Origin of the sequence: Shewanella sp. ULN5 (genome assembly GCF_030731885.1) — a bacterium.
Lineage (GTDB): Bacteria > Pseudomonadota > Gammaproteobacteria > Enterobacterales > Shewanellaceae > Shewanella > Shewanella holmiensis.
In genome coordinates this window covers 185,046-211,868 of sequence record NZ_JAPJEE010000001.1, presented here as the reverse complement: position 1 = coordinate 211,868, position 26,823 = coordinate 185,046, and the positions used below count along the sequence as shown (strand labels likewise).

At 40.7% G+C, this 26,823-nt stretch carries 28 protein-coding genes and 1 tRNA gene; 22 read left to right on the top strand and 7 right to left on the bottom strand.

The genetic code is table 11. The features are described 5' to 3' along the window. Positions 1–44 precede the first annotated feature (44 nt). Positions 45–971: a DUF6268 family outer membrane beta-barrel protein gene (locus ORI98_RS00915; RefSeq protein WP_306133891.1), complete on the top strand. Its 927-nt coding sequence runs from the start codon at positions 45–47 to the stop codon at positions 969–971. A gap of 93 nt (positions 972–1,064) precedes the next feature. On the opposite strand, the gene ORI98_RS00910 is transcribed toward ORI98_RS00915, so the two are convergent. Further along, on the bottom strand, positions 1,065–1,517 hold the full coding sequence (locus ORI98_RS00910) for an LPP20 family lipoprotein (protein ID WP_261298061.1): 453 nt from the start codon (positions 1,515–1,517) through the stop codon (positions 1,065–1,067). Beyond that, positions 1,514–2,224, bottom strand: coding sequence for a FlgO family outer membrane protein (locus ORI98_RS00905; protein ID WP_306133890.1), 711 nt, complete (start codon positions 2,222–2,224; stop codon positions 1,514–1,516). Before ORI98_RS00905 ends, ORI98_RS00910 begins: the two co-directional genes overlap by 4 nt. 255 nt (positions 2,225–2,479) lie before the next feature. Here ORI98_RS00905 and ORI98_RS00900 point away from each other — a divergent pair, with 255 nt between their 5' ends. The 10 genes from ORI98_RS00900 (at position 2,480) to pseI (ending at position 11,384) form a co-directional block, all read left to right on the top strand. After that, positions 2,480–3,682, top strand: coding sequence for a flagellar assembly protein FlgT (locus tag ORI98_RS00900; RefSeq protein ID WP_306133889.1), 1,203 nt, complete (start codon positions 2,480–2,482; stop codon positions 3,680–3,682). A gap of 160 nt (positions 3,683–3,842) precedes the next feature. After that, a tRNA-Arg gene (locus tag ORI98_RS00895) sits at positions 3,843–3,918 on the top strand. Positions 3,919–3,955: 37 nt separating this feature from the next. Further along, complete coding sequence (locus ORI98_RS00890) at positions 3,956–5,251, top strand: motility associated factor glycosyltransferase family protein (protein WP_306133888.1); 1,296 nt, start codon at positions 3,956–3,958, stop codon at positions 5,249–5,251. After that, positions 5,248–5,526, top strand: a complete 279-nt coding sequence (locus tag ORI98_RS00885) for a hypothetical protein (protein WP_306133887.1) — start codon at positions 5,248–5,250, stop codon at positions 5,524–5,526. Before ORI98_RS00890 ends, ORI98_RS00885 begins: the two co-directional genes overlap by 4 nt. A 36-nt stretch (positions 5,527–5,562) precedes the next feature. Further along, entirely contained in the window at positions 5,563–6,282 is a 720-nt protein-coding gene (gene pseF / locus ORI98_RS00880; RefSeq protein WP_306133886.1) for a pseudaminic acid cytidylyltransferase, read from the top strand. Between the two features lie 8 nt (positions 6,283–6,290). After that, positions 6,291–7,862 carry a UDP-2,4-diacetamido-2,4,6-trideoxy-beta-L-altropyranose hydrolase gene (pseG, locus tag ORI98_RS00875; protein WP_371931099.1) on the top strand — a complete coding sequence of 524 codons (1,572 nt, stop codon included), beginning with the start codon at positions 6,291–6,293 and terminating at the stop codon, positions 7,860–7,862. A gap of 11 nt (positions 7,863–7,873) precedes the next feature. Then, on the top strand, positions 7,874–8,560 hold the full coding sequence (locus ORI98_RS00870) for a WbqC family protein (protein ID WP_306133884.1): 687 nt from the start codon (positions 7,874–7,876) through the stop codon (positions 8,558–8,560). Between the two features lie 2 nt (positions 8,561–8,562). Continuing rightward, the gene (locus tag ORI98_RS00865) at positions 8,563–9,456 is read left to right on the top strand and encodes a bifunctional 2-polyprenyl-6-hydroxyphenol methylase/3-demethylubiquinol 3-O-methyltransferase UbiG (RefSeq protein WP_306133883.1); all 894 of its coding nucleotides are present in this window, start codon (positions 8,563–8,565) and stop codon (positions 9,454–9,456) included. A gap of 1 nt (position 9,457) precedes the next feature. Next, positions 9,458–10,297 carry a phytanoyl-CoA dioxygenase family protein gene (locus ORI98_RS00860; protein WP_306133882.1) on the top strand — a complete coding sequence of 280 codons (840 nt, stop codon included), beginning with the start codon at positions 9,458–9,460 and terminating at the stop codon, positions 10,295–10,297. A 34-nt stretch (positions 10,298–10,331) separates the two neighbouring features. Continuing rightward, entirely contained in the window at positions 10,332–11,384 is a 1,053-nt protein-coding gene (pseI, locus tag ORI98_RS00855) for a pseudaminic acid synthase (protein ID WP_306133881.1), read from the top strand. A 20-nt stretch (positions 11,385–11,404) separates the two neighbouring features. Here the strand turns inward: pseI and pseC are convergent, their stop codons facing one another. Both pseC and pseB read right to left on the bottom strand, forming a co-directional pair. Continuing rightward, positions 11,405–12,550, bottom strand: coding sequence for a UDP-4-amino-4,6-dideoxy-N-acetyl-beta-L-altrosamine transaminase (gene pseC, locus ORI98_RS00850; RefSeq protein ID WP_306133880.1), 1,146 nt, complete (start codon positions 12,548–12,550; stop codon positions 11,405–11,407). Positions 12,551–12,555: 5 nt separating this feature from the next. After that, positions 12,556–13,551 (bottom strand): UDP-N-acetylglucosamine 4,6-dehydratase (inverting), encoded by a 996-nt coding sequence (gene pseB, locus ORI98_RS00845; RefSeq protein WP_306133879.1) that lies wholly within the window; start codon positions 13,549–13,551, stop codon positions 12,556–12,558. Positions 13,552–13,975: 424 nt separating this feature from the next. On the opposite strand from pseB, the gene ORI98_RS00840 reads away from it, so the two are divergent. The 3 genes from ORI98_RS00840 (at position 13,976) to ORI98_RS00830 (ending at position 17,751) form a co-directional block, all read left to right on the top strand. Beyond that, positions 13,976–16,465 (top strand): 6-hydroxymethylpterin diphosphokinase MptE-like protein, encoded by a 2,490-nt coding sequence (locus ORI98_RS00840; RefSeq protein WP_306133877.1) that lies wholly within the window; start codon positions 13,976–13,978, stop codon positions 16,463–16,465. 188 nt (positions 16,466–16,653) lie between these two features. Next, positions 16,654–17,133, top strand: a complete 480-nt coding sequence (locus tag ORI98_RS00835) for a DUF2947 domain-containing protein (protein ID WP_306133876.1) — start codon at positions 16,654–16,656, stop codon at positions 17,131–17,133. A gap of 57 nt (positions 17,134–17,190) precedes the next feature. Further along, on the top strand, positions 17,191–17,751 hold the full coding sequence (locus ORI98_RS00830) for a chalcone isomerase family protein (protein ID WP_306133875.1): 561 nt from the start codon (positions 17,191–17,193) through the stop codon (positions 17,749–17,751). 228 nt (positions 17,752–17,979) lie between these two features. On the opposite strand, the gene ORI98_RS00825 is transcribed toward ORI98_RS00830, so the two are convergent. From ORI98_RS00825 to flgA, 3 genes are all read right to left on the bottom strand, one after another. Continuing rightward, positions 17,980–18,405: a flagella synthesis protein FlgN gene (locus ORI98_RS00825; protein ID WP_306133874.1), complete on the bottom strand. Its 426-nt coding sequence runs from the start codon at positions 18,403–18,405 to the stop codon at positions 17,980–17,982. 135 nt (positions 18,406–18,540) lie between these two features. Beyond that, complete coding sequence (flgM, locus tag ORI98_RS00820; protein ID WP_261298043.1) at positions 18,541–18,870, bottom strand: flagellar biosynthesis anti-sigma factor FlgM; 330 nt, start codon at positions 18,868–18,870, stop codon at positions 18,541–18,543. A 71-nt stretch (positions 18,871–18,941) separates the two neighbouring features. Further along, positions 18,942–19,649 carry a flagellar basal body P-ring formation chaperone FlgA gene (flgA, locus tag ORI98_RS00815; protein WP_261298042.1) on the bottom strand — a complete coding sequence of 236 codons (708 nt, stop codon included), beginning with the start codon at positions 19,647–19,649 and terminating at the stop codon, positions 18,942–18,944. A 323-nt stretch (positions 19,650–19,972) separates the two neighbouring features. On the opposite strand from flgA, the gene ORI98_RS00810 reads away from it, so the two are divergent. The 8 genes from ORI98_RS00810 to flgG all read left to right on the top strand — a co-directional run bounded on the left by ORI98_RS00810 (position 19,973) and on the right by flgG (position 26,820). Continuing rightward, positions 19,973–20,893: a chemotaxis protein CheV gene (locus ORI98_RS00810; protein WP_306133873.1), complete on the top strand. Its 921-nt coding sequence runs from the start codon at positions 19,973–19,975 to the stop codon at positions 20,891–20,893. A 104-nt stretch (positions 20,894–20,997) separates the two neighbouring features. Further along, positions 20,998–21,837 carry a protein-glutamate O-methyltransferase CheR gene (locus tag ORI98_RS00805; RefSeq protein ID WP_261298040.1) on the top strand — a complete coding sequence of 280 codons (840 nt, stop codon included), beginning with the start codon at positions 20,998–21,000 and terminating at the stop codon, positions 21,835–21,837. 125 nt (positions 21,838–21,962) lie between these two features. Next, positions 21,963–22,361 (top strand): flagellar basal body rod protein FlgB, encoded by a 399-nt coding sequence (gene flgB / locus ORI98_RS00800; protein ID WP_306133872.1) that lies wholly within the window; start codon positions 21,963–21,965, stop codon positions 22,359–22,361. Positions 22,362–22,363: 2 nt separating this feature from the next. After that, positions 22,364–22,780 carry a flagellar basal body rod protein FlgC gene (gene flgC / locus ORI98_RS00795; protein ID WP_261298038.1) on the top strand — a complete coding sequence of 139 codons (417 nt, stop codon included), beginning with the start codon at positions 22,364–22,366 and terminating at the stop codon, positions 22,778–22,780. Between the two features lie 24 nt (positions 22,781–22,804). Beyond that, entirely contained in the window at positions 22,805–23,593 is a 789-nt protein-coding gene (gene flgD / locus ORI98_RS00790; RefSeq protein WP_371931098.1) for a flagellar hook assembly protein FlgD, read from the top strand. Positions 23,594–23,652: 59 nt separating this feature from the next. After that, positions 23,653–25,026 carry a flagellar hook protein FlgE gene (gene flgE, locus ORI98_RS00785; protein ID WP_306133871.1) on the top strand — a complete coding sequence of 458 codons (1,374 nt, stop codon included), beginning with the start codon at positions 23,653–23,655 and terminating at the stop codon, positions 25,024–25,026. Positions 25,027–25,276: 250 nt separating this feature from the next. Then, positions 25,277–26,020 (top strand): flagellar basal-body rod protein FlgF, encoded by a 744-nt coding sequence (gene flgF / locus ORI98_RS00780; protein ID WP_261298036.1) that lies wholly within the window; start codon positions 25,277–25,279, stop codon positions 26,018–26,020. An 11-nt stretch (positions 26,021–26,031) separates the two neighbouring features. Beyond that, positions 26,032–26,820 carry a flagellar basal-body rod protein FlgG gene (flgG, locus tag ORI98_RS00775; protein WP_261298035.1) on the top strand — a complete coding sequence of 263 codons (789 nt, stop codon included), beginning with the start codon at positions 26,032–26,034 and terminating at the stop codon, positions 26,818–26,820. Positions 26,821–26,823 lie beyond the last annotated feature (3 nt).

Genomic DNA, 26,823 nt, shown 5'->3' with positions numbered 1-26,823 from the left:
CCAATAAATAATCCAACATCAATTAAGCTGAAGGGATGCAATTAATGACAAGTGCTTTTTATCAACAAACTCAAAAACGAAATTTGCTGTCTACATCTAAGCTTGTGCCAATCATTGTTGTCGCCGTTGGTTTAAGCAGCATGAATGCACAGGCGAGTAAACGCTCACCTTTTGAGTTGAACGTTGCTCGCACTTCAGTGCAATCCGCCGATGTGGGGGAAAATGGTAATGAGCTTAAAAGAGATGTTTGGATCACTAAGCTTTCTGCTGCTATGCCACTTAATAAGCACTGGATGATTGGGGCTAATATCGGCTATGAAAACCTTGATTACGGCTGGCGTGTTAATCAACAAAGCCCACTAATAAACAGTAATGTACCTTGGTCAACTATAAATCAATACAGCGCAGGTTTATCGTTAATTTATCGCCCAGATAATAATTGGACCTTCTTATTTGCCCCAAAACTTCAATATGCTTATGCCAATACCGCTTCCTCATCTAATGCACAAAGTTACGGTGTAGTTGCTTCGGGTATGTACCGTTTTGAATCGGGAAATATGCTTGGCATAGGTGTAGCGTATTTGAATGATATTACTGAAGTCCGCACCGTGCCTTATTTAGCTGTTCGCTGGCAAATTACTGACAAGTGGGTACTTGCTAACCCTTTTCAGGCCGGATTTAGTGGCCCTGCGGGTTTAGAGTTAACTTACGAGTTATCACAGGATTGGAATTTTGGTGTTGGCAGCTCTCGTCGAACGGAAAGCTTTTTAATCGAAAATGACGACAAGGCGATTAAGATTGAAGAGTGGGTAAGTTTTTTACGCGCTGGATGGAATATCAGTGAGAGTGTTAGTTTAAATGCTTATGCTGGCTATTACTTTAATGGCGACATAGAACTTAGCAATCCACAACTTAGCGAAGACATCAGTAATCAAGCCGCGGCAGCGCTTGCGTTTAAAGTGAAATTCTAATCTTGATTGTCCAATGGGGTATAAGTCCCTCATTGAACTTCACATAAACTAAAACGCCGCGATAATTCGCGGCGTTTCTTGTCGGTTCATCATCTAAAAGTAAGTGACATCTTTAATCCGTTTTGAACGATTTTGCTGTTCATACAAATGCCAAACCTGTTTGAAATCTAGCTCAAGCTCAGTGACATAAAAGTCGCCAGAAGGGTAGGTTTTAACGACTTTAGCTCCGCGAATAATTCCGCTAACGGATGACTTAACACTATCATTAGTCAGTAGCCACTCACTCACATTGCTTACCGCATCAATTTTTTGCCCATACACCTGCTCTGCTAATTCACGATATGCCGCAACCTTAGAAGCTTGCATCGCCATAAGCATTTTATGTGATTGAATATCACTCGGCTGAGTCGCTAACGGCGCATAGCCTACTGCAGTAATTTTAGGAAAATGACTCGGTGGCTCGGTTTCCCATTGCACGTATTTGTCATTACTGGAACACCCCAGCATCAATAAGCTTAATGCGATAAATAGCATTATATTTTTCATTGCTCATCTCCTAAAACGGTAAAACGACTCTCTTTGGTGTTTTCTGTACGGTAGATAATGCCGCCACGGGTTTGTACTTTATTGGCTGGCAATACGTATCCAGATAAGCTTTTACCTGCTACAAACGATTGCACCGCTGAAACCACTCGATTATTAGTTACATCTACCACGCGGCCGTTAAAGCTTACGCCTTCATTAGTTAAACTGAGTGTTGAAACTAGCACATGTGACACGGGTAAATCGGTAGGGAGTAGCTCCCAATTACGACTTAAAATAAGTTCACCGTGATCTGTTGCACGTAGCGAATTAGCAACATTCAAATCAACCAAGTTAAATTCATGGGCATGAAAAGCCGCTTGTAAACTTTGTTGTAATTGCAAGGCTAATTCATTGGTTTGATTAAAATCATCACTCATTACAGGTGTAGTAACAAGCAAGGGTTGATCAGGTCTTAATGCATCATTTTGTAACACCAGTTCATTGACTAATTTTTCTGCCCAAACATTCAACTGGCCTTTTGGGGCTAATCCTGAAGCGTTAACATCATAAACCAGTTTTTCCTGGTACATGTTATTTTGGTCTTGATAGCCAATATGTTGCCCATCTTGAACATAGTCCAAGTTATGTGATTGATTGACTGCGTTACTGCATCCAGCAAGACCAATTGTGGTTAGCATCAGCGCGAGAATAGGGTACTTTTGCTGCATGAGTTATTCCTTCGCTTTAGGTTAAAAAGCAATGCAATTCGATTAATAACTATTTATCGGCATTGAAGCGATTTTCTTTACAGCGATTATCTGACTACTTTAACTTTATAGCTTGATTGTGATGAAACCAAAGACTCACGCCTCACCTAGCGTTTAGGCATAGTTATTGCTTGATTCTTAGTTATAGAGCGATGCAATCACCGTAAAATGGCGGATTTGCAATGCAGACGACAGATATCTGACGCAGGGTGAAATATGTTTTATGCATTAAAAAATCAAAATAGCGCACAAACTTGGCTTAACTGGGCACGAGTATTAATGCTATTACCTGTTTTTATCAGCTTTAATGGTATTGCGGAGCAAGTCGAAGTGACAGGCACAGCTAAAATCGTTAATGGTAATATGGATAAAGCTCGTGAAGACGCTATAAATCAAGCACTAAACTATGCCAGTTTGCGAGCAGGGGTTAATTTTTCAAGCCAACAGCAAATTAGCCAAGGATCGTTAACGCAGGATACCTTTTCTATGCAGCGTATGGGCGCAGCCAATAACATTGAACTGCTAAGTGAGATGGTCAGCGGTGATACGTTAACCGTGATGCTGTCACTCTATGTTGATGACACGAGCCAAACTGACCAATGTAAAGCCCAATCTTTAAAAGCTGCCATTTTATTGCCGCAAATTGAAGTTGCCGATCGCAGTCAGCTTAATCATGGTCATCTATTTGGTTTCAATAAAGCGCTAACTTTTCAATTTGGTCAGCTGATTAATAGTCAGTCTGTGACCAGTTTTGCAAGAGTGCATGCGGATGAACGTTTAGACGACACAAACGAATTAGTTAACTTTAAAGGTTATGGTATTCCAAGTTGGTTAGGTGAAATCACCGATAGTCAGTATATTTTAAAAACTAAAGTGATAGATATGTCTACAGAGCCTTACACCACCAGTTTTCTAGGGTTTGTGGATGATACGCCTTTAAGGCAGTTCAGTTTCGAGTTGACCCTGTTTCACGGGATCAGTGGTGAAGTGGTTTGGAGTGAGGCTTTTACCACCAATGCTCCATGGGAGTTTGAACGCCAAGAAACCGTGGTACCTAACAGTCAACGTTTCTGGTCTTCATCCTATGGCGCAGCAATTAGCCAGCAGCTGCAACAAAGTATTATTTCATTAGATAACACGTTGAACTGTCGTCCATTATTAGGACAGATTATAGCGAGGCAGGGCGACCGTATTATTATTAATTTAGGCCGTAAAAATGGGGTTAAATTAGCTGACAAATTTCAAATCGTTTTGCAAAAGAATATTCCAGACCGTCTCAATAATATGCGTGCATTAGTGACTAAAAATCGCGCTGAAATTATCATCGATCAAGTCAGTGAAGACACCGCCACCGCAATGATTGAAAATATTGATGCTGCAGATAATATTCAGGTTCATGATATAGCCATTAAGTTGTAATCACCGTAAGGGTTTTATCAGTAAATGTTGAGTTGATTTGTTGGTTAAAGCAACTAGCCATTTATACAATGGCGTTTGTTTATTAACCAATTAAATCTAAACAGTTTTAAACCCAAATAAGCGCTTTTCATCAAGGCAAAAAACAGTATAATTGTTTTGTCTTCCTATAGCTCAACAGGATAGAGCAGCCGCCTCCTAAGCGGCCGATCGGGGTTCGAGTCCCTGTGGGGAGACCATATTTATGATAATAAATAAGCTAGAAGAGGTGCGTCAATGACTGAACTATTTTTAGCAAATCTTGACATCATTCGCCTACGTTGGCCTGCTCTTGCTGTAAAATTAGAAAATACTTCAATTGATCAATTCGATGCTTGTCTCGTTAATGGCAATGAACAAACAATCAGTGTCAATGGTATTCAATTGAGTAGCCGTCATAACCGTTTCGCCGAAGCGCAGCTGTTGATTAAGCAACTGCCAGCAAACTGCAGTGAAGTAACGGTTTATGGTGTCGGCATGGGTGATGTCCCCACCGTCTTAGTGCAGAACCCTAACATAAAAAGTATACATATTTGCCTGCTCAATGTTAGCCTGTTTGCCTTATTAATGACTTATACAGATCAGCGCGAATGGTTGAGCGATCCGCGCGTAGCACTGGTGCACCCGCTTCAACAACACCGACTGCCGCCTCACTACATTACCGTCACACCCGAACTCTTATTGAACCATGATGACAATGCCAAATTGCGTGACTTATTGGTATTTAACAATAACCTTGATTTTGCCAACAGGAGCCATCGCAGTGATGACGCAGAGCTTCAGCAGCGCATGCTTGATAATCTTGCGATCATGCAACAAGATGCTGATGCCGCGACTTTAAGCTTGCAATATAAACCTAATCAAACATTGGTCATCGCTACTGGTCCCACGCTCGAGCAGCATTATGCTTACCTTAGGGCGCAGCGAGCATTACCAGAGCCGACTAGACCATTGATGATTAGCGTCGACACCGCATTAAAAGCCTTACTCAATGAACAGATTGTTCCCGATATCGTTGTGAGCATAGATCAAAATGTCACGCGTGACTTTTTGCCCGATAACGTGCCTGATAGCGTGAAACTGGTCTATTTCCCTAAGTCACAGCAAGCAGTGTTGCAATGGTGGCCTGGGCAACGTTTTACCGCTTACTCGCACAGTAAAATCTATGATGAGTTCCACCAGCAATGCCCTAAACTGCGCCTATTTGCCAATGGTAGCGTCATCCATCCTGCCATCGATTTAGCCGTACATTTAAACAGTCAATCGATAACATTATTTGGTTGCGATTTTAGTTATCCGCATAATAAGACCCATGCTTTTTGGCAAGATGGTAAATTAGGCCCTTCTATTGCTCATACTAAAAGACACTGGGTGATGAATGGGTATGGAGAAAAAGTGGCAACCGATCTGAATTTTCGAGGCTATTTACTTGCCCTTGAACATTATATTCTCACTAAACCTGAGGTGACTTTTTATAATGCGAGTTTAGATGGTGCAGCCATTGATGGCGCCCAATATCAGGAGTGTAAGTGATGAAAAGTACTGCAACTGACGCCCTTATCCAAATGCTGACCTCGGCTGCGCATAAGTTTCGCTTAGGCCATGAAGCCGATGGGTCACATGACTTTGCTCAGTGCATCGACCTTCTTAACCCTATCTTGCCTGAGTTACAAAATGCCGTAACTGTGGTTGAGTTATTTCGCGACATGCTGGCTGCGCAGGAGCGTAACGACTGGCTTTCCCTCGCCGATAGTTTAGAGTACGAGCTAACTTTACTATTACAGCAACATGTTAATATTAAAACTTGAACCATTCATTATTTTATATTTGCAGAGAATCAATTTATGAAAATAGCAATAATACCTGCAAGAGGTGGCAGTAAGAGAATACCGAGAAAAAATGTTCGTCTTTTCCATGAAAAACCTATTATCGTATGGTCTATTGAAGCAGCTCTTTCCAGCGGTTGTTTCGATAGAGTCATTGTTTCTACCGATGATCCAATTATTGCAGATATTGCGCTTCACGCAGGAGCAGAAGTACCATTTATGCGCCCAGCAGAACTATCAGATGATATGACGGGGACTATGGCCGTAATTTCTCATGCAATTAAGTGGCTTAATAGCGCATCAACATCTGTACAAAATGGTGAAAGCAGCATCACCCATGTGTGTTGCATTTATGCTACGGCACCGTTTATCAATGACGAAGATATCAAGCGCGGTTTTATAGCTCTAACGGCTGGAGAAAACGACTATGCACTAGCCGTAACAAATTTTGATTTTCCTATCCAACGTGCGGTAGTAGTCAATCAACAAAATCAACTTAATATGCTGCAACCGAAACATTTCATGACTCGTTCACAGGATCTACCCATGGCATTTCATGACGCAGGGCAATTTTGTTGGGGAACTGTAGATGCTTGGTTAAGGGAAAAATCAATATTCTCAGCCCCCACAGTAGCAGTAATCATACCTAGTTATCGGGTACAAGACGTTGATACTGAAGATGACTGGATAAGAGCTGAATTAATGTTTAAAGCCAGTTATGCTATGAAGTCACTTTAAAACTATTGGTGGTTATTTTGAAAGCAGTACTATCCAGCAAGCAGATAATTGTGTTCAGAACAGACTCTAGTCATCTGATAGGTTATGGACATCTCATGCGCTGCCTTACGCTGGCTCATACGTTAAAACAGTATGGTTGCAAATGCTTTTTTATTTGCCGAAATTTAGCCAATAACCAAGGAACCTTGATAACACAACAAGGCTTCGAGTTAGTTTTATTACCCCAGGATACTCATTCTATAGCAGTTGATCTGGATGTACCACAACACGGGGTTTGGTTGGAGACTAGTTGGCAGCAGGATATCACTCAGTGCATTCCCTTTTTTATATCACTCAAGCCAGATATCATCATCCTAGATCATTATGCACTGGATGCGAAATGGGAGGTTAAGGCAAAGACATATTGCAATAAACTCATGGTTATTGATGACCTCGCCGACAGGAAACACCAATGCGATATCTTGCTCGACTACAATTTGAACGTAGCAGCAAACGCATATCAGGCATTGGTACCAAAACAATGTCAATTACTGCTCGGCGGTAAATATGTTTTATTGCGTGACGAATTTAAACAATGGCAATACCATAGTATCCGTCGCCGAAATAATAATCGACTCGAGACAGTGCTTATCATATTCGGAGGTTTAGACACCGACAATAACAGTGAAAGAGTCCTGCAGTTACTCAAAAACATACCTGCGTTGGCTCTGAAGCGTATTGACCTTGTGGTCAGTGCCAATGCCCCCCATTTTGCCTCGTTAAATGCTGCCGCTCTCTGCATGCCAACCGATACCCGTATTCATACTAATGCCAGCAATATGGCAGAACTCATGGCAAATGCCGATTTAGCCATTGGCTCTGGTGGTGGCAGCACCTTCGAAAGATTGTTCCTGAAACTGCCATCATTATTAACGCCGATTGCTGACAACCAGATCGCACCTTTACTGTCTATGAGTAAATCAGGCTTCTTTGAAATGTTCAGAGATTTTAACGAATTAGCTCACCTTCTCACCCGATTTTGCTCGCAACCTTTACCTTTGGTATCTGCACCAGTGCTATTTGGTGCACCACTGGTATGTCAGACCTTACTGGCCAGGGATGTCACCTTAGCCGATGTTAAACCCCTAGATATCAGGCGTACTTTCCATTGGCTGCAGAGTGACAAGCTGAGACAACAATTTGTACAACACAATGCCCCCGTCAGAGCCTCTCACTTTGTCTATTGGCGAGCATTACTTAAAAGTCGGACACAATACACTTTCAGTATTATTCAACGAGGGAAGCACGTGGGTAACCTAGGTGTTAAACATGTGAATGTGCTAAATAATGAGGCCGAACTTTGGATTTACATTGGTGAACAGCCAGATCAAAAAAAAGGTTTGGGAACGACAGCCATGACCCTGCTGGAAGCTTTTATTAAGCAAGCCTTACTCATCGATAATATAGTAATTCATGTTGAAAAAGACAATCATGCGGCCTTATCGTTTTACGATAAATTAGGCTACGTCGCCAGTAGCGATAATCTAGTCGCGCCAGAATTTGCCAACAAAAATGTACAACAATTGAGAAAAGCAATATGAAATGTGCCATCATGCAACCCACTTTCTTACCCTGGAGTGGTTACTTTCATTTAATGTCTGAGGTCGACATTTTTATTTTTCTCGATGATGCCCAATTTCAAAAAAGTTCCTGGCATAACCGCAATCGTATTCCTCTGAATAATGCACCGCACTGGTTAACCGTGCCGGTACTGCATCAACAACTGGAACAAACCCTGCTCGAAACACGCCTTAAAAATACTACACCATGGCGTGAAAAAATGACGAAACTACTTGAGCAAGCCTATGCCAAGCATAGCTTTAATGATGAGATCGGTAGTTTTATCGAACTCATTTCCAATGACAACTTTACCTCTCTGGCTGAACTTAATATTGCTCTTATAAAAATAATGTCTCAAAAACTTGGTATTAAATGTCAAATCATACGATCTAGTGAGCTCGACATTCCGGGTATAAGGACTCAGCGATTAATATCAATATTACACAGTGTTAATGCGACAGAATACTTGTCTCCACAAGGAGCAAGAGAGTATTTAATTGCAGATGGTTTTACTGAACAGACTAGTATCAGTCTATCTTTTCAGCAATTTACACCACAAGTATATCCTCAAAGAAAAGCCGACCATTTTATCGAGAAATTATCTATGCTGGATGTGGTAATGAATATAGGTTGGTGTGATTCCAAGGCTTACATAACACAAATTTATCTAGGTAATTAACCATGAAAAAAGATGACAGCTACACTCTGAAACCACACCAGAAATATGGTTTCCTGCAAGTCACGCCTACGCCTACAGCAGCGGAGATTGACCAGTTTTACGCCAATGAGTTTTACTCCAACGAGTATAAAAACTTTAATAATTCCTCCCTGAAAGTACAACTTATCGACAAGGAATTTTACGAAGGAACCTGGAATGACCAGGCACGAATAATTGAGGCGCAGCTCGGACGATCTATTGCTGAGACTGAATTGCTGGATGTGGGCTGTGGTTGGGGGCAAGCCTTAAGTTACTTTAAGCGACATGGGGCCAGCTGCTATGGCTTCGACCCTGCGAAAGAAGCTGTCGACTATGGTGTCAATCAAGGCCTGAACGTGAAACATTGCGGTGTCGAAAGCATGAATGTTTTCGACAACAAGCGCTTCGATGTTGTTATGCTAAACAATGTATTGGAGCACCTTGCTGATCCGGTCAACGTACTTACTGAAATAAGAAACACTGTACTCAAAGCTGGCGGACTGCTCATTGTCACTGTCCCAAATGACTTCAATGCACTGCAGGTTTCAGCGCAAAGATTGCATGAGTTGCCACAGTGGTGGGTATCGCCACCTGCACATCTCAATTACTTTTCTCGTGGTTCCCTGCAGGCATTGTTAAAAGGCTGCAATTTTACAAATGAACTCGCTGTATCATCATTTCCCTTAGAAATGTTTTTATTAATGGGTGACAACTATGTGGAAAATAGGGATATAGGTAAAGCGTGCCATCAACGCAGAGTTCAGTTTGAGCTTAACTTACGTAAACTTGGTGAAGAAAAGACATTACAACAGTTTTACCAATCACTGGCCGATGCCAATTTGGGGCGTCAAATTACCTGTTATGCAAAGGCCAATTAATATGAAGACTTATATTGAACATTTCCTGACTCATGGTTACGTATTGTTGCCCGATTTACTTACTACACAAGATTGCCAGCACTTTCGAACATTGCTTGAAGAAGATTATAAACAATATGCAGCCCGCTATGCCAATGCCTCCTCGACCATAGGCACTCTCTCAGACAAATCAACAGAAAAAGTAGTCTTTAATCTACATAATAAATCCATGGATTGGTTTAAATTATTTGAGCATCCAAATGTCATAGACTTACTAGATGTTGCACTTAAGCAAGGCTCATATAACGACCTAGAACCATATTACCTGAATAATATATCGGCTCGATGCCCCTTAAATGGAAATCAAGGTCAACAACTACATATTGACAGTGGTTTACCAGGTGTTAATTACTGTTTAAAAGTCAATGTAGTATGGTTGCTTGATGATTTTACAGCATCTAACGGAGCAACGCGACTGGTGCCTGGTAGCCAAAACTGGACTGAGTACCCTGAAAACGGTAAACAACATCCAGCTGAAATATTGATCACCGGAAAACAAGGTGGTGCACTGATTTTTAACGCCAACTTGTGGCATGGTGGAGGGCCTAATGTCACAGATTCCAGCCGGTGGGCACTATTGCTCGGTTACGCAAGATGGTTTATCAAGCCTTCCTTTGATTTTATGAAGAACACACCGGAATACATCTATGCTCAGATGAGCCATAACCAAAAACAACTATTGGGTTTTCATTTAGCACCGCCCAAAGATGAATTCACGCGCATGCGGAGAATCAATAAGGTACCGGAAGAACCTGCACCCTATGAACTCCCCTTGACGCCTTGTTCTGCTCACAGGAAATAAACAACATTGGTATCTTAACTTTTAAAGGCTTATTATGACTCACCCTATGATTTCTATTTCAGGTCGAAAAATAGGCACAGATTATCCCCCTTATATTATTGCTGAACTCTCGGCGAACCATAACGGCGATATCGAACGGGCTAAACAGATTATTGCCATGGCAAAACGTTGCAATGCCGATGCAGTTAAACTGCAAACCTACAGTGCTGACACCATTACCTTAAATTCAAAAAATGAAGATTTTATGATTCGTGGTGGCTTATGGGACGGAAAAAGTCTGTATGAACTCTACCAATGGGCGCAAATGCCTTGGGAATGGCATAAACCTTTATTCGATTATGCCCGTAATATAGACATCACCATTTTCAGTTCGCCGTTTGACAAGACTGCAGTTGATCTGTTGGAGGATTTAAATGCGCCAGCTTATAAGGTGGCGTCATTCGAAGCTATTGATCTGCCACTGATAAAATATATCGCTGGCACAGGAAAGCCGATGATTATCTCTACAGGTATGGCTAATAGGGATGAGATAGCAGAAGCAGTAGAGGCTGCTCGAAGTGGGGGGTGTAACGAATTGGCACTCTTACATTGTGTCAGTAGTTATCCGGCACCATCATCTGAATACAATTTAAAAACCATCGAAGATCTAAAAAAGCAGTTTAGGGTAGTAGGTGGATTATCTGACCATACTATAGATAATGTCACTGCGATAACATCCGTGGCCGTCGGCGCCGCCATCATTGAAAAACACGTGACAATGGATCGCAGATCTGGCGGCCCTGACGACAGTTTTTCCATAGAAGAGTGTGAGTTGAGTCTACTCTGCAAAGATGCCTATATCGCCTGGCAGGCTCTGGGTAAAGTAGATTACTCACAGCAAGAAAGCGAAAAAACGGCTCTTAAATATCGACGTTCGTTATACATAGTCAATGATAAGAAGGCAGGCGAATGTATACAGAACGAAGATATTCGCAGTGTGAGGCCGGGATTTGGCTTGGCTCCAAAATTTTATGATAGTATCATCGGGCGTAAACTTACAACCGATGTATGTTCTAACTCGCCAGTTACATGGTCACTATTTGAGTAACCACATTTTAATAGAATAGACTAAAAAAATGTCACTAAGGTCTCTACTATTGTTGCTTGCTGCTCCGCAGTAAGCTCAGGATGCAAAGGCAAACTTAGAATTCGGCGATAGAAATCTTCCGCTACCGGAAATTGCCCTGCTCTGAATCCTTTATTGAGGTAATAGGGCTGTAGATGTACAGGAAAATAGTGAACATGTACTTGTATCCCAACAGTTCGCATTTCGTTGAATAGCTGCTTTCTTATAGAGATATCATCTAAACGGATAATTTCTAGATGCCGAGCACTTTGCGAGTCACACAAGGGATCTACCCAGCTAAAAGGTAGATGATTAAGTTTTTTACGATACAGCTCAGCCAACTTATTTCTTTTCAAAACAAAATAATCAAGTCGCTTCATTTGAGATAGTCCGAGCGCGGCCTGCATTTCGTTCATGCGGTAGTTAAACCCTAATGCGTGTTGCTCGTAGTACCAATCACCTTCATCTGGGCGCCGCATTTTGTGGGATTCTTTGGTAATGCCATGACTGCGATACAGCTCCATTTGAGCCGCTAAATCGGCATTATTGGTGGTTGCCACGCCACCTTCTGCACTGGTGATGATCTTCACTGGATGAAAACTAAATACGCTAATATCGCTATAGCGACAACTGCCGAGCTTATTTCCCTGATGAATACCACCAATACCGTGAGAAGCATCTTCAATCACGTAAAAACCGTATTCACTGGCCAGTGCAGCAATCGCAGCCATATCACAGCTATGCCCACATAAATGCACAGGGATCACCACTTTAGGTAAACATCCTTGAGCTTTAGCTGTTTCAAGCTTAGCCTGAAGCGCGCTAGGGCACATGTTACCAGTGGTAGCATCGACATCCACAAAATCGACCTTGGCACCACAATAAAGGGCACAATTAGCCGAAGCGACAAAGGTTATTGGCGTCGTCCAGACATAATCGCCTGCAGTGACTCCCAGAGCTAAAGCCGCGACATGTAATGCCGAGGTGGCGCTGTTCACCGCCACCGCGTACTGGGCTCCTGTGTAGTCCATGATCGCTTGTTCGAAAGCTGGTACTTTCGGTCCTTGAGTAAGGAAATCTGACCTTAATACCTCAACAACTGCATCGATATCATCTTGGTTAATCTGTTGTTTACCGTAGGGAATCATTAGATTTACGCTTCCTTGTCAAATTGTTTAATCTCATCTGACGACAAGAAGTGTGGATTATTCCCAGAGTGATATTCGAACCCTTGCTGAACAGTATACCCTTTCTCTCCCAAGTTATTAGCTGTGTAATCATGTTCTCGACCAAAGAATGAGATGCTCGGTGTTATCACAAAATGATCGTTAAATTCGATGGTGTGGTGTGAATCATCTGCAGGGCACATAATTTCATGCATTTTCTCACCTGGGCGAATTCCCACAATTTCATGCACTAGCCCTGGTCCATAGGCATCGGCCAAATCAGTAATTCTTACCGATGGGATTTTAGGGACAAAAATTTCTCCCCCTTGCATACGTGCAAAATTCTTAAGCACAAAATCGACTCCACCTTGCAAGGTTATCCAAAAGCGGGTCATGTCGGGATGAGTAATTGGCAGAGAGGTAGCACCATTATTGATTAACTTTTGGAAGAAAGGCACTACAGAACCACGGGATCCAACCACATTGCCATAACGGACTGCAGAGAATCGGGTTTCTCCTGCTCCGACAATGTTGTTGGCAGCAACAAACAGTTTATCTGACGCCAATTTAGTAGCGCCATAAAGGTTAATAGGATTAGCCGCTTTATCGGTAGACAAGGCAATCACGCGCTTAACTTTGTTCGCGATAGCCGCCTTAATCACGTTTTCGGCGCCGTAAATATTGGTCTTGATGCATTCCATGGGATTATATTCGGCTGCAGGGACCTGTTTAATTGCCGCGGCATGAATAACAAAGTCGACGTCATTAAACGCTTGCATAAGACGATCTCCATCGCGCACATCGCCAAGAAAATATCGCATGCAAGGATCGTTATAGACCTGCTGCATTTCATACTGTTTTAATTCGTCGCGAGAGAAAATAATAATCCGCTTTGGCTTATAGCGTTGTAGTAGAGTTTGGGTGTATTTATGCCCAAAGGAGCCTGTGCCTCCGGTAATCAGAATTGACTTGTTATTGAACATAATTTCTCCAAGTTGTTGTCTTGTTAGCCCATTTTTTTCTTATAGATATTAAACATACAATGGACAAATTTTCTTATTAATGCAAAATTAGCAATTTTTAGACCATAATTTTTATAATCGCAACCGCTACTCACTAATCTATCTATATGATTGTGACAACTTTAGGGCGCAAACTTATATAAACATTCGTAATCTTAGTAACTTAATTCTATTTGTCTAACCTTTTTTCTTATGAGGAATGAAAATAAGCTATTTGGTTAAATTTCTAAAAAAATGGCTATAAAGTAGGCTTAGTTTTTATTGTGGCAGAAATATTGCATTGTAACGGAATGATTTTAGATAAATTGTTTAATTATATTGATTAACCTATTAATAATGACAATTAATTGACAGTAACTGTGGACAATTAATCGCTGAGGACACTATGCTTAATATACCATCAGAAATAGCCAAAACATTTGCTATAAGTCAATTTAACGAAGGTTACTTACCAAGTGTTAATCGACATACGTTTGAAAAAATAGATTCAGTCACACTGTATAACGAGAGATTCAAAGGTGAACTTAGCACTGCTGATACATTACATGTCATCATTGGGTTAGACTCTGGTTTATTGGCTAATTACATCATGGAGCATCCGTTAGCGAAGGGAAGTAAATATATTTTTGTTGAACTGCCTGAAATATTAGAGTTATTGACTATTAACATTCCTACAACACTTCGTGGTGAATTGATTATCACTTCTTTAGATGAGTTTACTAAATTCATAAAAATATCCGAAAACAATCTCTATATAGCGAAGAAAAAGTTTAAAGTTCACCGTTCAATTGCAGTAGCGGGCAATTATCTAGAATCCTATTGCACGCTTAATGCTCGAGTTGTAAAGGAACTTGAACAAGAATACTTTCAACAAAGTACTGGTTTTACACAGAAAATATTTATTAAAACTCAGCTACAAAATTTATCAGAAAACCAACTTCCTGCAAAGCTATTAAAACAAGCGTTTATCGGTAAAAGCTGTATTGTATTAGGTGGAGGTCCATCATTAGATGGTAAAATTGATTGGATAAAAGCTAACTCTGAACGTTTAGTTATCATTGCTGCATCTCGTGTGGCGGGTAAGTTATCTAAACTCAATATCAAAGCTGATATAATTGTATCTGTTGATCCACAATCAGTAAGCTTTGATGTTAACAAAGATTTGATGCAGCTTGAGCATAGCTCGTTGCTTATTAATTCATATCATGTTACTCCGCAAATCTTGGGACAATGGCGGGGCGCTTCTTTATATACAGGCTCTCGTTTCCCTTGGGAGAATGAACTTGATCAAGACAATATAAAATCAGCTGGCCCAACAGTAACTAATGCTGCAATCGAAATAGCGACAGAAATGGGTTTTAAGCAAGTGCTTCTTTGTGGAGTTGACTTTTGTCATTCTCAAACAGGTGCTACTCATACTATAGGTACCTATGGTGCAAGTTTGAGCACTAGTCTTGGAAACATGCTTGAGTGGGTTGAAACCTATTCGGGTAATATGGCAGAAACGCCAATTCAGCTGTTACATGCGATTGAGTCGTTACAAGAAGCCGCAGTAATTAACCTTAATACAACTTATATCAATTTGTCGAACGATGCTGCAAAAGTTAATGGCGTGCAATATCAAGCTTCTCAGGATATATTTCTTGAAAAAATCACTAATGAACAACGTCAAATATTATGCCCCAAAAATTATCAAATACCAGCAAGAGAAAAAATAAGTTACTTGAATGATATATTAGATAACTTAACCACGACTCAAGATAAACTACAGAAGCTGCAACTATTGTTGTCAGATGCGTTAATGCTCATTAGTAAAATGACAAAAAATCAAAAAGAGACCAAACGCGCAGCCGTGTTTAGTGAGAAACTTGATAAGTTAGAGCAAAAAATTAATTGCAAGTTCGCGCCACTAGCTTACCTAATCAAATTATATGGACTCTATGAATTTTCGCAGTTTTTATCAACGAAGAAAGAAGATGAGTGGGCACGACAAGATGTTGATAAACAAATGCTTATATACTATAAGGCATTTGAAATAATTGCCAATGAAATTTCAGAACTCATCACATCAGCTATAAAGAGAGTTCGCTCCCGCATTAACGAATTTGACTCACCATGCGATATTAATGCTTTATATGCACAGTGGGATAATGATAAGCAGTGGGGAAGGGCTATTTCCTGGAAATTAAATCACCCTGAGCAATACAAGCTTTTAAATGAAGAGGAAGTTAGGCTTCTCCAAAAAGCAGAAGGTCAATACTATACACAATTTGTAGTAAAACAGCATATTGATGATACGGTGAAAACTACAGTACCATCCATGGATAACGCTTTCAAAAAGTTAGAGTTTTTGCGGCAGAGCAACCACTTGATTGGTATTTCTAAAATGGTGCAATATACGTTACCTTTTATTGACTCTGATCCTGAGGTTTCTCGACTTTACCATTTAGCCTTAAGTTACCAGCAAATGTTAGAAAATCAGCCAGAGCTTGCTCTTGATACAATGTTGACATCACCGATTAAGCATAGTCACGAGGCTGAATTTAAACACATTATCAAGCTTGCTTTAGAGTTAAATCAACTGCAATTAGCTACTTGTTATTATTCAAAAATCATTCAATTCAGTGACCAATATCTACCTCAATATGCGAATGCGTTAAGATTGGGTAATAACCCTCAAGAAGCCTTGAATATTTATCTAGATTATTTAGACAAATATCCTGAAGATATCTCTATATTGCTCAAATTCGGCATTTTTCTAGCAGAGTTCGGTAAAATAGATGAGGCTAAATCCTGCTTCCAAAATGTTTTGGCTTTAGAGCCCCGAAATCAACCTGCAACGATTTATTTAGAAAAAATTAATCGTGGGCGGTAAATTAGCTTGTAAGATTCTGATTAAATGTGTTTATTATGCACACCAATCTAAAATGTTCATTTAGGTTGGTGTGCATTGGAAATGTAGTTGTAAAGCTGAAACATCAACTTCAGGTAAGCTTTAAAAGCAGTTGCAAACTCTTTATAATCCCTCTCTATTTTTTGCTAATCCCTTTAAAGGAGTGATTTTTGTCAATTTCTTATATTCCAATTGAATCTTATAAGCGTAAGTGGATCTTTAACCATAAAGATTTACCTGTGAGTGAAGATGATAAACTCTTGATAAAGCCTCTTACCGAGAAGAGCTCGATGGAGGTGTGGAATAAATGGATTAGCAATAAAAGCAGTCGTGCAGAGCAGTTTGCTAAAGGTGATTGGCCTGCTAAGCAAGATGCTTGGAGTGCAACCGAGCATTGGCAATCTGCTTGGGACTCAAATGATAATTCGTTACCTGAAGCGCTAATTGAGCATATTCAATGGCCTGATGATGCGCTGGTGTATTTTTGTTATGAAAAATATCAGGTGATTGAAACTCGATGGGATGTATTTGTTCGCAATTGGAAATGCTTTTTGTTTTTTGATGATGGCCCATTATTGATTTCACCAAATCACAAACAAGCTTTGATGTTTGAGCAAAATGGCCAGTATAGATTAGGCATTCGTGGTTAATTTATTTGATGGTTTTAAATCTTCCCTTCGTAGCTCCTTATTAAAAGAATCAATTACATGAAAGTATTATCTGTTTTAACGTTAACCGCTGCACTGCTGGTCAGTCCGTTACTCCATGCCAAAACCGTTTCGGGTGTTGATGTTCAGGAGGTTTTAACGATCCAGTCGCAAGAGCTGATATTAAATGGAGCTGGCGTTCGCAGTAAGTTCTTCATGGATTTATATGTTGGTAGCTTATATTTACCGACACCCCAGGATAATTTAACGGCTGTGCTTGAACAATCTGTTGCGGTGATTCGTTTGAATATTACGTCGGGCATGATCACCTCCGATAAAATGGTTGATGCTATCAGCGAAGGATTTGATGCTGCAACAAATGGCGATTCTTCGAGTATAAAAGCTGAAATCACCCAGTTTATGGGGCTTTTCAATGCTGAAATTAAACAAGGTGATCAGTTTTCGTTCGTCTTAACCAAGAATGAAGGCGTTACCAGTTTCAAGAATGAGCAGCCTCAGGGAGAGGTGAAGGGGGAGTTATTTCGCCAAGCTTTGATAAAAATTTGGTTGGGTGATGCACCCGCTCAGAACAGCTTGAAACAAAGTCTTTTAGGGCTTTAATATCTTATCTAGTAACCAGAAATGATGCGAACGCATCATTTCTGTTTCAATTGTAAATCTTGAACAACTTTACTACTAAGCACTAAGCACTAAGCACTAAGCACTAAGCACTAAGCACTAAGCACCCTAAACTCTTGCCATTCATTCGGGGTTACTAAGGTTTGTTAGATACCCTGAGTCTTATATTGCCCAATTTTAAAACTAAACCTTAATGAGTATGATCAATACTTATGCTTTAAAATCATTCCCAAGGGTAGAAATAGTCGAGGTTTTGCCTTTGTCATTGTAGGTTAAGCTGGATGAATTACGACTCGCCTGCATAGCCTGGGAGAACCTATTTAAGGTTGCAATATTTAATTCAATTAAACTGGCATTTTGCTGATTGATATCTTTGCAGTCGGCTAAAATTGCTTTGGCGGCGGAAACTTTTTCAACTAATTCTGGATCAGTTGTCAGTAATGAATGTTCTGGATGATTAGCCAGAGATTCATCATTTGTTTTTAATGCTATCAGGCATTGTTGTTTCTCTTGGGCAAGTTTCAATAACTTGTCTGCATCTTGCGCTTGTAATGCTTGCTTTTCGGCAGAAATTAGAGACTTCAGCGACGTAAGAATACCGTGCTGATGTGAAAGTAAGGTTGAAAGTGCTGTCATACTGATACTCAGATTATTTTGCTTTGGAAATACCTGTCTATGACACCAATAGGTGCCTGATTCTCATACTATACTGTTCTCAAGAATAGACTAAAGCAAAAACTGTCCTTGTAGGCAGCTGCCGTAAAACGTCTGCTATTCTTCTTGGAACTTCAGTCCGCTAAGTTCAGCTTCAAAGCTTGCAATGTTGGCTGCAAGTTTTTCAGGGTCAACTTTATAGCGACCTTCAGAAATGGCTTGTTTGATTTCAGCCACCTTCTTTTGATCTATTTCGGGTAAGCTTGCCATTTTAGCCTGTGCACCTTGTAACTCTTGTGCTTGCGGCGTAATGCTTACCGAATCTGTTTTTACGTTTGCAGTTGCTGCCTGTGGTGCTGCTTTAGCTGCGTTGTTTGTTGATTTTGCATCACGCGCAGTAACTGGCGTAGGCGTAGCTGTTTTAAGTTTGTTAATGTCAATTGCCATGATAGGCTCCAGCGTTAATTTTGGTTTTCCATACAGGCTATCGGCACTGTGGGGAAAAACTTTAGCTTATTTTACATTCTAACTTCTACTTCGCCAACGCCAATCACTGTGGCTTCTAATTCTCTGTTTGAGTTAACATTTTTAACTCTAATTGATTCACCTACATTTCCATCACGCATTGCTTCACCTAATGTCTTTATTTGTAAGTTCTGGCTGTTGGCGTAGATTGATACGGCATCGCCTTTACAGACAAAACATAAGTGGCTATTCAAAATGGGCGTTCCTTTATTAATTCTTCGTTTGGTTTTACTGCCTAAAACGTCATTAATATCCGCATAGAATTGCCCCCGAAGACTATACTGGTCAATATATTCGATTTGTAATTGCTGTTCTGTGAGTAAAGTATCTGGTGAGATGATTTCACTACTCACCACAACTGGAAACATGATTTCGACTCGAACTGATAAGTAAATCTGCCAAGGGTAATCATAATCTGGACTGTTGCAGCTTATTTTGACGGTATTGTTTCTGCCAATTTCGCGATCGCTGGCTAATTCAACGGTTATTGGGGCAAAACAGCGGGGCGGTGTCAGTCTGCCTTCTAAATTTTGTGGCGTAATGAGTAACTTAGCATTGGGTTCTAATTGAATTTTTTTTCTGACAACCTCTTCAGCCAATTGGCTAATGGTCGATAAGGAAGGTACGCTAGCATCTTCATTCGCAAAAACTGCTAATGAATTGAACAATAAATAGAAAAAACACAAAAAATATACTTTCATAGTGGAGATACTAGCTTGTTTTGCTAGATTGCACCTATACTTAATTTTACGTGAAATGATGAATAAGTTGCTAAGCTGTAATGACAGTAGATTGACTGCTTTAGTAGATTATTCTTGATTTATGATTTACAAGTAATAACAAGCAAAAAATATGCCTATATAAAGTAGCGGCATAACAAAGTGCATTAATTGGTTCAGTTTACTTGCGGACGATGATTTTACATTGTCATATTCCGACAAGAAATCCAGTTTCAATTTATGTTTTGAAGCAAAACAGGCTAGTATCTATTTATTCGGATATTTTAATAAAAAAAGGCAGTGTTATGTCGAGTATCATGGAATCCGTCAACAAACGAACTCAATTAGTTGGTCAAAACCGATTAGAGTTACTGTTGTTTAAACTTAATGGACGTCAACGTTTTGGTATTAACGTTTTTAAAGTTAAAGAGGTACTTCAGTGCCCACCGTTAACGACTTTGCCAAAATTGAACCCGTTTGTTAAAGGCGTGGCACATATTCGTGGTGCGACTATTTCTGTTATCGATTTAAGTGCTGCTACAGGTGGTAGACCATTAACGTCTACTGAGAATTGCTTCATTATCATTTCTGAATACAACCGCAGTGTGCAGGGCTTTTTAGTCAGCTCGGTTGAACGGATTATTAATATGAATTGGGCTGCAATTATGCCTCCTCCACAGGGCGCAGGACGTTATTCATACTTAACCGCAGTAACGGAAATTGAAGGTGAGCTTGTTGAGATTTTAGATGTTGAAAAAATTCTTGATGAAATATCACCCGTTAAAACGGCGATCAGTGAAGAAGTCAATGAGCAATTAACCATTGATAGAGAACAGCATTATCACATTATGGTGATTGATGACTCTGCGGTTGCTCGTAAGCAGATTATTCGTTCACTTGAGTCACTTAAGTTGCAAATTGATACCGCTAAAGATGGCCGTGAAGCGTTAGAAAAACTTAAAAACATTGCCAAAGAAATGGATGATGTTTCTGTCGAGATCCCTTTGATTATTTCAGATATTGAAATGCCAGAAATGGATGGATATACCCTTACTGCTGAAATCAGAGATGATCCAAAATTGAAAAATATTAAAGTCGTGCTGCATACTTCATTAAGTGGTGTGTTTAATCAGGCTATGGTACAAAAAGTTGGCGCGAATGACTTTATTGCAAAATTTAATCCAGATGAATTAGCCGCGGCAGTTAACAAACATTTAAGCTTATAATCATCGTCTATTGATCGCAGTAGACAACATGGCAAGTTCATGAGTATTGTTAATGCGTAAAAGCCCTAATGAAATAGGGCAACAATCACTCATTATATTAGGATGTGAATGTGACAGATAAATCACTCGCAGAAGCAGAATATAATCAATTTAGGTTGTTCCTAGAACAACACAGCGGCATCGTATTAGGTGAGAACAAACAATATCTAGTGCGTAGTCGTCTTGCGCCGTTAATGGGCAAGTACAATTTACCTTCACTCTCAGAAGTGGTTAAACATTCAATGAAACCGACAGAACGCCAGTTGCGTGCTGAGGTGATTGACGCTATGACCACTAATGAAACCTTGTGGTTTCGTGACCGTTATCCTTTTGATTTACTGCATAACACTTTGTTGCCTGAATACTCTAAATTAGGTCGTTCATTGCGTATATGGTCTGCTGCGTGTTCTTCTGGTCAAGAGCCGTACTCATTAGCAATGACGGCTTTAGAGTATCAGCAACGTAAACCTGGTGCACTGCCTGGCGGTATCACCATTCAGGCAACCGATTTGTCTCCGTCGATGTTGGAGCGTTGTAAAAATGCAGAATATGATGGTTTGGCATTAGCGCGTGGGTTATCTGAAGAGCGTAAGCGTCAGTTTTTTGATGCTTTACCTAACGGTAATATGAAAATCAAAGATAATGTGAAACGCTTAGTTAACTTTAGAGCACATAATTTACTTGAAAGTTATACGCTTCTTGGTAAGTACGACATTATATTTTGCCGCAATGTGCTGATTTATTTTGCCCCTGAGGCAAAGGCGAAAATTTTGCGGCAATTTGCTGCCGCATTAAATCCAAAAGGGATTTTATTTCTTGGAGCGTCAGAATCTATTGCTGGGTTAACAGATGAATTTGATATGGTTCGTTGTAATCCTGGCATTTATTATCAAAAGAAAACCTAGTTAATCTATTGAAAAGCATGTGTTATTGTTGACACATGCTCTCCTCTCTATATTTCCCCTTTATTAATAAATAATTGGCATAACCTTTGCTTTATATCTATCAGTTAGCTGATGGAGGCAATTTTATGGCGATTAATTTTGATAATGCACTTGGGGTACATCAATACTCTCTGGGTGTTAGGGCGCAACGCGCTGAAGTATTATCAAGCAACATAGCGAATGCAAATACCCCAGGGTATAAAGCGCGTGATGTCGATTTTGCCTCTGCGATGCAAGCAGCAAGTTCTCGTCAAAAAGGTTTGACGATGAGTTCTTCCAACGAAAAACATTTCGATTTAACTGCACTCAGTCAGCAGCATGTAAAGTTTCGAGTGCCCAATCAGCCTGATACGGGTGATGGCAATACGGTCGATATGCAGCAAGAACAATCCGCCTTTATGCAAAACTCTCTTGAATACCAAATGTCATTGGGGTTTTTAGAAAGTAAGTTTTCTGGAATGCGTAAAGCATTGCGAGGTGATTAACTATGAGCTTATTTAATATTTTTGATGTAGCGGGTTCAGGTATGACGGCTCAGTCTGTCAGGCTCAATACCACTGCAAGTAACATCGCCAACGCTGACTCTGTATCAAGTAGCATTGATAAAACATATCGAGCACGTCATCCCGTTTTTGAAGCTGAAATGGCAAAAGCGAATCACCAGCAATCTGGTGCCCATCGCGTTAACGTCAGTGGCATTGTTGAAAGTGATAAGCCCCTGATGAAAGAATTTGCACCAGATCATCCAATGGCTGATGGAGATGGCTTTATTTACAAGCCAAACGTGAATGTCATGGAAGAGATGGCCGATATGATTTCAGCGTCACGTTCGTATCAAATGAATGTTCAAGTAGCTGATGCCGCTAAATCTATGCTGCAACAAACACTTAGAATGGGTAAATAACATGACTATTGTAGGAGGTAAGTTGTGAGCCTCGTTAATCCTTATAGCAGTCAGTCTTTGCCGCAACAGGCATCGACATCAACGAATACCGGTACGGTAAGTAAAAACACTGTGCAGTCAAATTCGACTACCACAAGTACGGGTAATCCTTTTCTAGATGGTATTCGCTTACCAGAAAAACCGGAAACGCCTGAAGCGAAAGATCAAATGCTTAAGCAGGAAGATTTTTTTGCACTGCTCAGCCAACAGCTTTCGATGCAAGACCCGTTTAAGCCGGTTGATAATGATCAAATGATTGCACAAATGGCCTCGTTTTCAACGGTAGATGGTATTGCTAATTTAAATAAAGAAATTCTGAATTTAAATGGTGTGATGAGTTCTAGCCAAGCTTTACAAGCGTCTAGTTTAGTGGGACGTAAAGTGTTAATCCCATCTGATACAGGTGCAATTACCGCAGGCAGTTCTGAAATAAAAGGTGTGGTAAGTACACCAGAAGCAATTGATAAGATTACGATTCGAATAGAAGATGAAGCTGGTCAATTGATTAAAACCTATGAAATTGATGGCAGTGCAGGCGGCAATGTGGATGTGGCCTGGGATGGATTAGATAAAAATGGTGAGCCTGTCGCTGAGGGAAGTTATTCCATTAAAGCGAGCGGTAAAGTTGATGGGCAATCACAAGACTTACCTGTGTCAACATATGCCCATGTGACTAGTGTTTCACTAGGTACTGCCGCAACTGGCGCTATTTTGAATTTACGTGGGATTGGCGGCATTAAGTTGACCGACGTACTCGCGGTATCTGAATCTTAACAATTTAACTTGTGACAATAATTTGTCATTTAAGAAAACCTGATTATTTGAGGTGAAATATGTCTTTTAACATCGCACTAAGTGGTATCGCAGCCGCTCAAAAAGATTTAAATACCACAGCCAACAATATTGCTAACGTCAATACCATTGGTTTTAAAGAGTCACGTGCCGAATTTGCGGATGTTTACGCTAATTCAATCTTCTCAAACAGTAAAACGGCAGTGGGTGGTGGTACAACGACCACTCAGGTCGCACAACAATTTCACCAGGGAAGCTTGCAATTTACCAGTAATTCATTAGATATGGCGATCAGTGGTGGCGGTTTTTTTGTCACCTCATCTGAGCTTGGCACCCGTGATCAGTCATTTTCTCGTGCTGGTGCGTTTAAGGTCGATTCTGCAAATTATATGGTTGATTCGGCAGGTAATTTTTTACAAGGTTTTCCTGTTGATAAAGATGGTAATTCAACTTCAGTGAGTTTAACTACCACCCAGCCGATTAAAATCCCTGATACTGCTGGTAGCCCGGTAATGTCAGGTAAAGTCGGTTTACAAATGAATCTAAATGTAGGAGAGTCAGCACTAGACCCTGCAGCTTTTGACCCAACAAATCCCGATACATTTAATAATTCAACCTCTGTAACAATCTATGACTCATTGGGTGAATCACATATTATGACCACTTACTTTATTAAACCTGAAGATGGGTCATATACCGGTGAAAGTAACTGGGTTGCTTATTACGCAGTCGATGGCAAACCGGTAAGTTTAGATGGTGCGGCAGGGCAGTATAAAATTGATACAGATGGTGATGGTCAACCTGATCCAGCTCCAAATGATACCCGAAGCGCAGTGAATGCTTCTGGTTGGAAAGGTGCCGTGATTAAATTTAATGATGCAGGCGCTTATACCGGTAGCGACCCTGCGGTAATAAAAACTGAAGTGTTGGGTGTTGGCGGCGCCAATGTATTAGGTCCCGGTGCTGATGGTTCTCAAGAAATTACTGTTAACTTTAATAATCCAACACAATATGCATCACCATTCGAAGTAACTGAGTTAACTCAAGACGGAACTACAGTTGGGCGTTTAACAAATGTGGGTATTGGTGCCGATGGACTGGTTACTGCAAGTTACAGTAACGGGTCTACTGTACCACTTTCAAGAGTAGCCCTAGTGCGATTTGCCAATGAGCAAGGCTTAACTCAAGTGGGTAATACATCTTGGAAAGCCAGTTTGGATTCTGGCCCTGCTTTAGCGGGTGAGGCTAATAGTGGTACTTTTGGTAGTATTCGTTCTTCAGCGCTTGAACAGTCGAATGTTGATTTAACCACTGAGTTAGTGGATTTGATTTCTGCGCAACGTAACTTCCAGGCCAATTCTAGAACGCTTGAAGTGAACAACACCTTAAACCAAACCGTGTTACAGATCAGATAATTTTAGGCTATTTAAACAACCATTATAGATAGAGGTGTTGCCATCAGCGGCAACACCTTGCCTATTTTAGTGGCTCATAAGCCTGAATAAATCTAACAGGTGTTTTTTTGACACTGTATATTTAATCTTCCTCGCGACAACCCCTTCCTACCACATAGAATCAACGTCTTACACGCACTTTAATTATTGGCACTCTGTTTGCATTAACTAGTTAATATCTTTACTTGAAGAATTATTGACGGAGCGGCAGATGGACAAATTTATGTATGTTGCAATGAGCGGCGCTAAACAAGGCATGAATGCTTTAGCGGTTCGTGCTAACAATTTAGCCAATGCCAACACTGATGGTTTTAAGTCTGACATGACCCAAGCAAGAGCGATGCAGGCGTTTGGTGAAGGCTTACCGACTCGCGTGTTTTCGATGATTGAAAGCCCAGGCACTAACTTTTCTTCAGGTCCAATTAAAAGTACCGGACGTGATTTAGACATTGCCATAAAAGGTGATGGCTGGATTGCGGTGCAGGCTGCCGATGGCTCAGAAGCATATACCCGAGCAGGCAGTTTGAAATTTGATAATACGGGTTTGCTTATCAATAGTCGCAATACCCCGATTATGGGCGATGCAGGGCCGATTGTGTTACCGCTTCCTATTGATAAAGTGCAAATTTCACCAGAAGGGATTATTTCCGTCCGGCCTCAAGGCGCAACTGCTGAAGTGATTGAAGAAGTGGCCAGGATAAAGTTCGTTAATCCGGGTAACGACCAAATGATGCGCGGTGAAGATGGTCTGTTTCGCTTAATGTCAGGATTACCCGCCCCTAAAGACCCTATGGTTCAAGTAGAAAGCGGTGCCATTGAGGGCAGTAATGTTAATCCTGTACATGAAATGGTGGCGATGATCGACATTCAACGCCAGTACGAAATGCAAGTCAAAATGATGAAAAATGCGGAAGAAGCCGATCGTGCTTCTTCGTCGTTATTAAGAATTGGTTAGGAGTCTTAATTATGCATCCAGCTCTGTGGATTAGTAAAACGGGTTTAGACGCCCAACAAACTGATATTGCGGTGATCTCTAATAACGTCGCCAATGCCAGTACTATCGGCTACAAAAAAAGCCGCGCGGTGTTTGAAGATTTGCTTTATCAAACTATCAACCAGGCCGGTGGGATCAGTGCTGACAATACCAAATTACCTAACGGCTTAAATTTAGGCGCAGGTACTAAAGTGGTCGCGACTCAAAAAATGTTTACTCAGGGCAACATGCTAACGACAGACAACTCGTTAGATTTAATGATTGAAGGTCCTGGTTTTTTTGAAGTTCAAATGCCTGACGGTACAGCTGCTTATACCCGTAATGGTCAATTTAGCCTAGATGATACCGGACAGATTGTAACACCAGGATCAGGTTATGTATTACAGCCACCGATTACGATCCCAGAAGATGCGATGAGTATTACTGTATCAGCTGAAGGCGAAGTGTCAGTGAAGTTAGCCGGGGCGACAGACAGTCAAACCATCGGCCAGCTAACCATGACAGATTTCATTAATCCATCAGGGCTAGATCCTTTAGGTCAAAATTTATATACCGAAACCGGTGCCAGTGGCACACCTATTCAAGGAACAGCATCGTTAGATGGTTTAGGGGCAATTCGCCAGGGCGCGTTAGAGACATCTAATGTCAACGTGACTGAAGAGTTGGTGAATTTAATTCAAAGTCAGCGGATCTATGAAATGAACTCAAAAGTGATTTCAGCGGTAGATCAGATGTTGTCTTACGTTAACCAAAACCTATAAGGG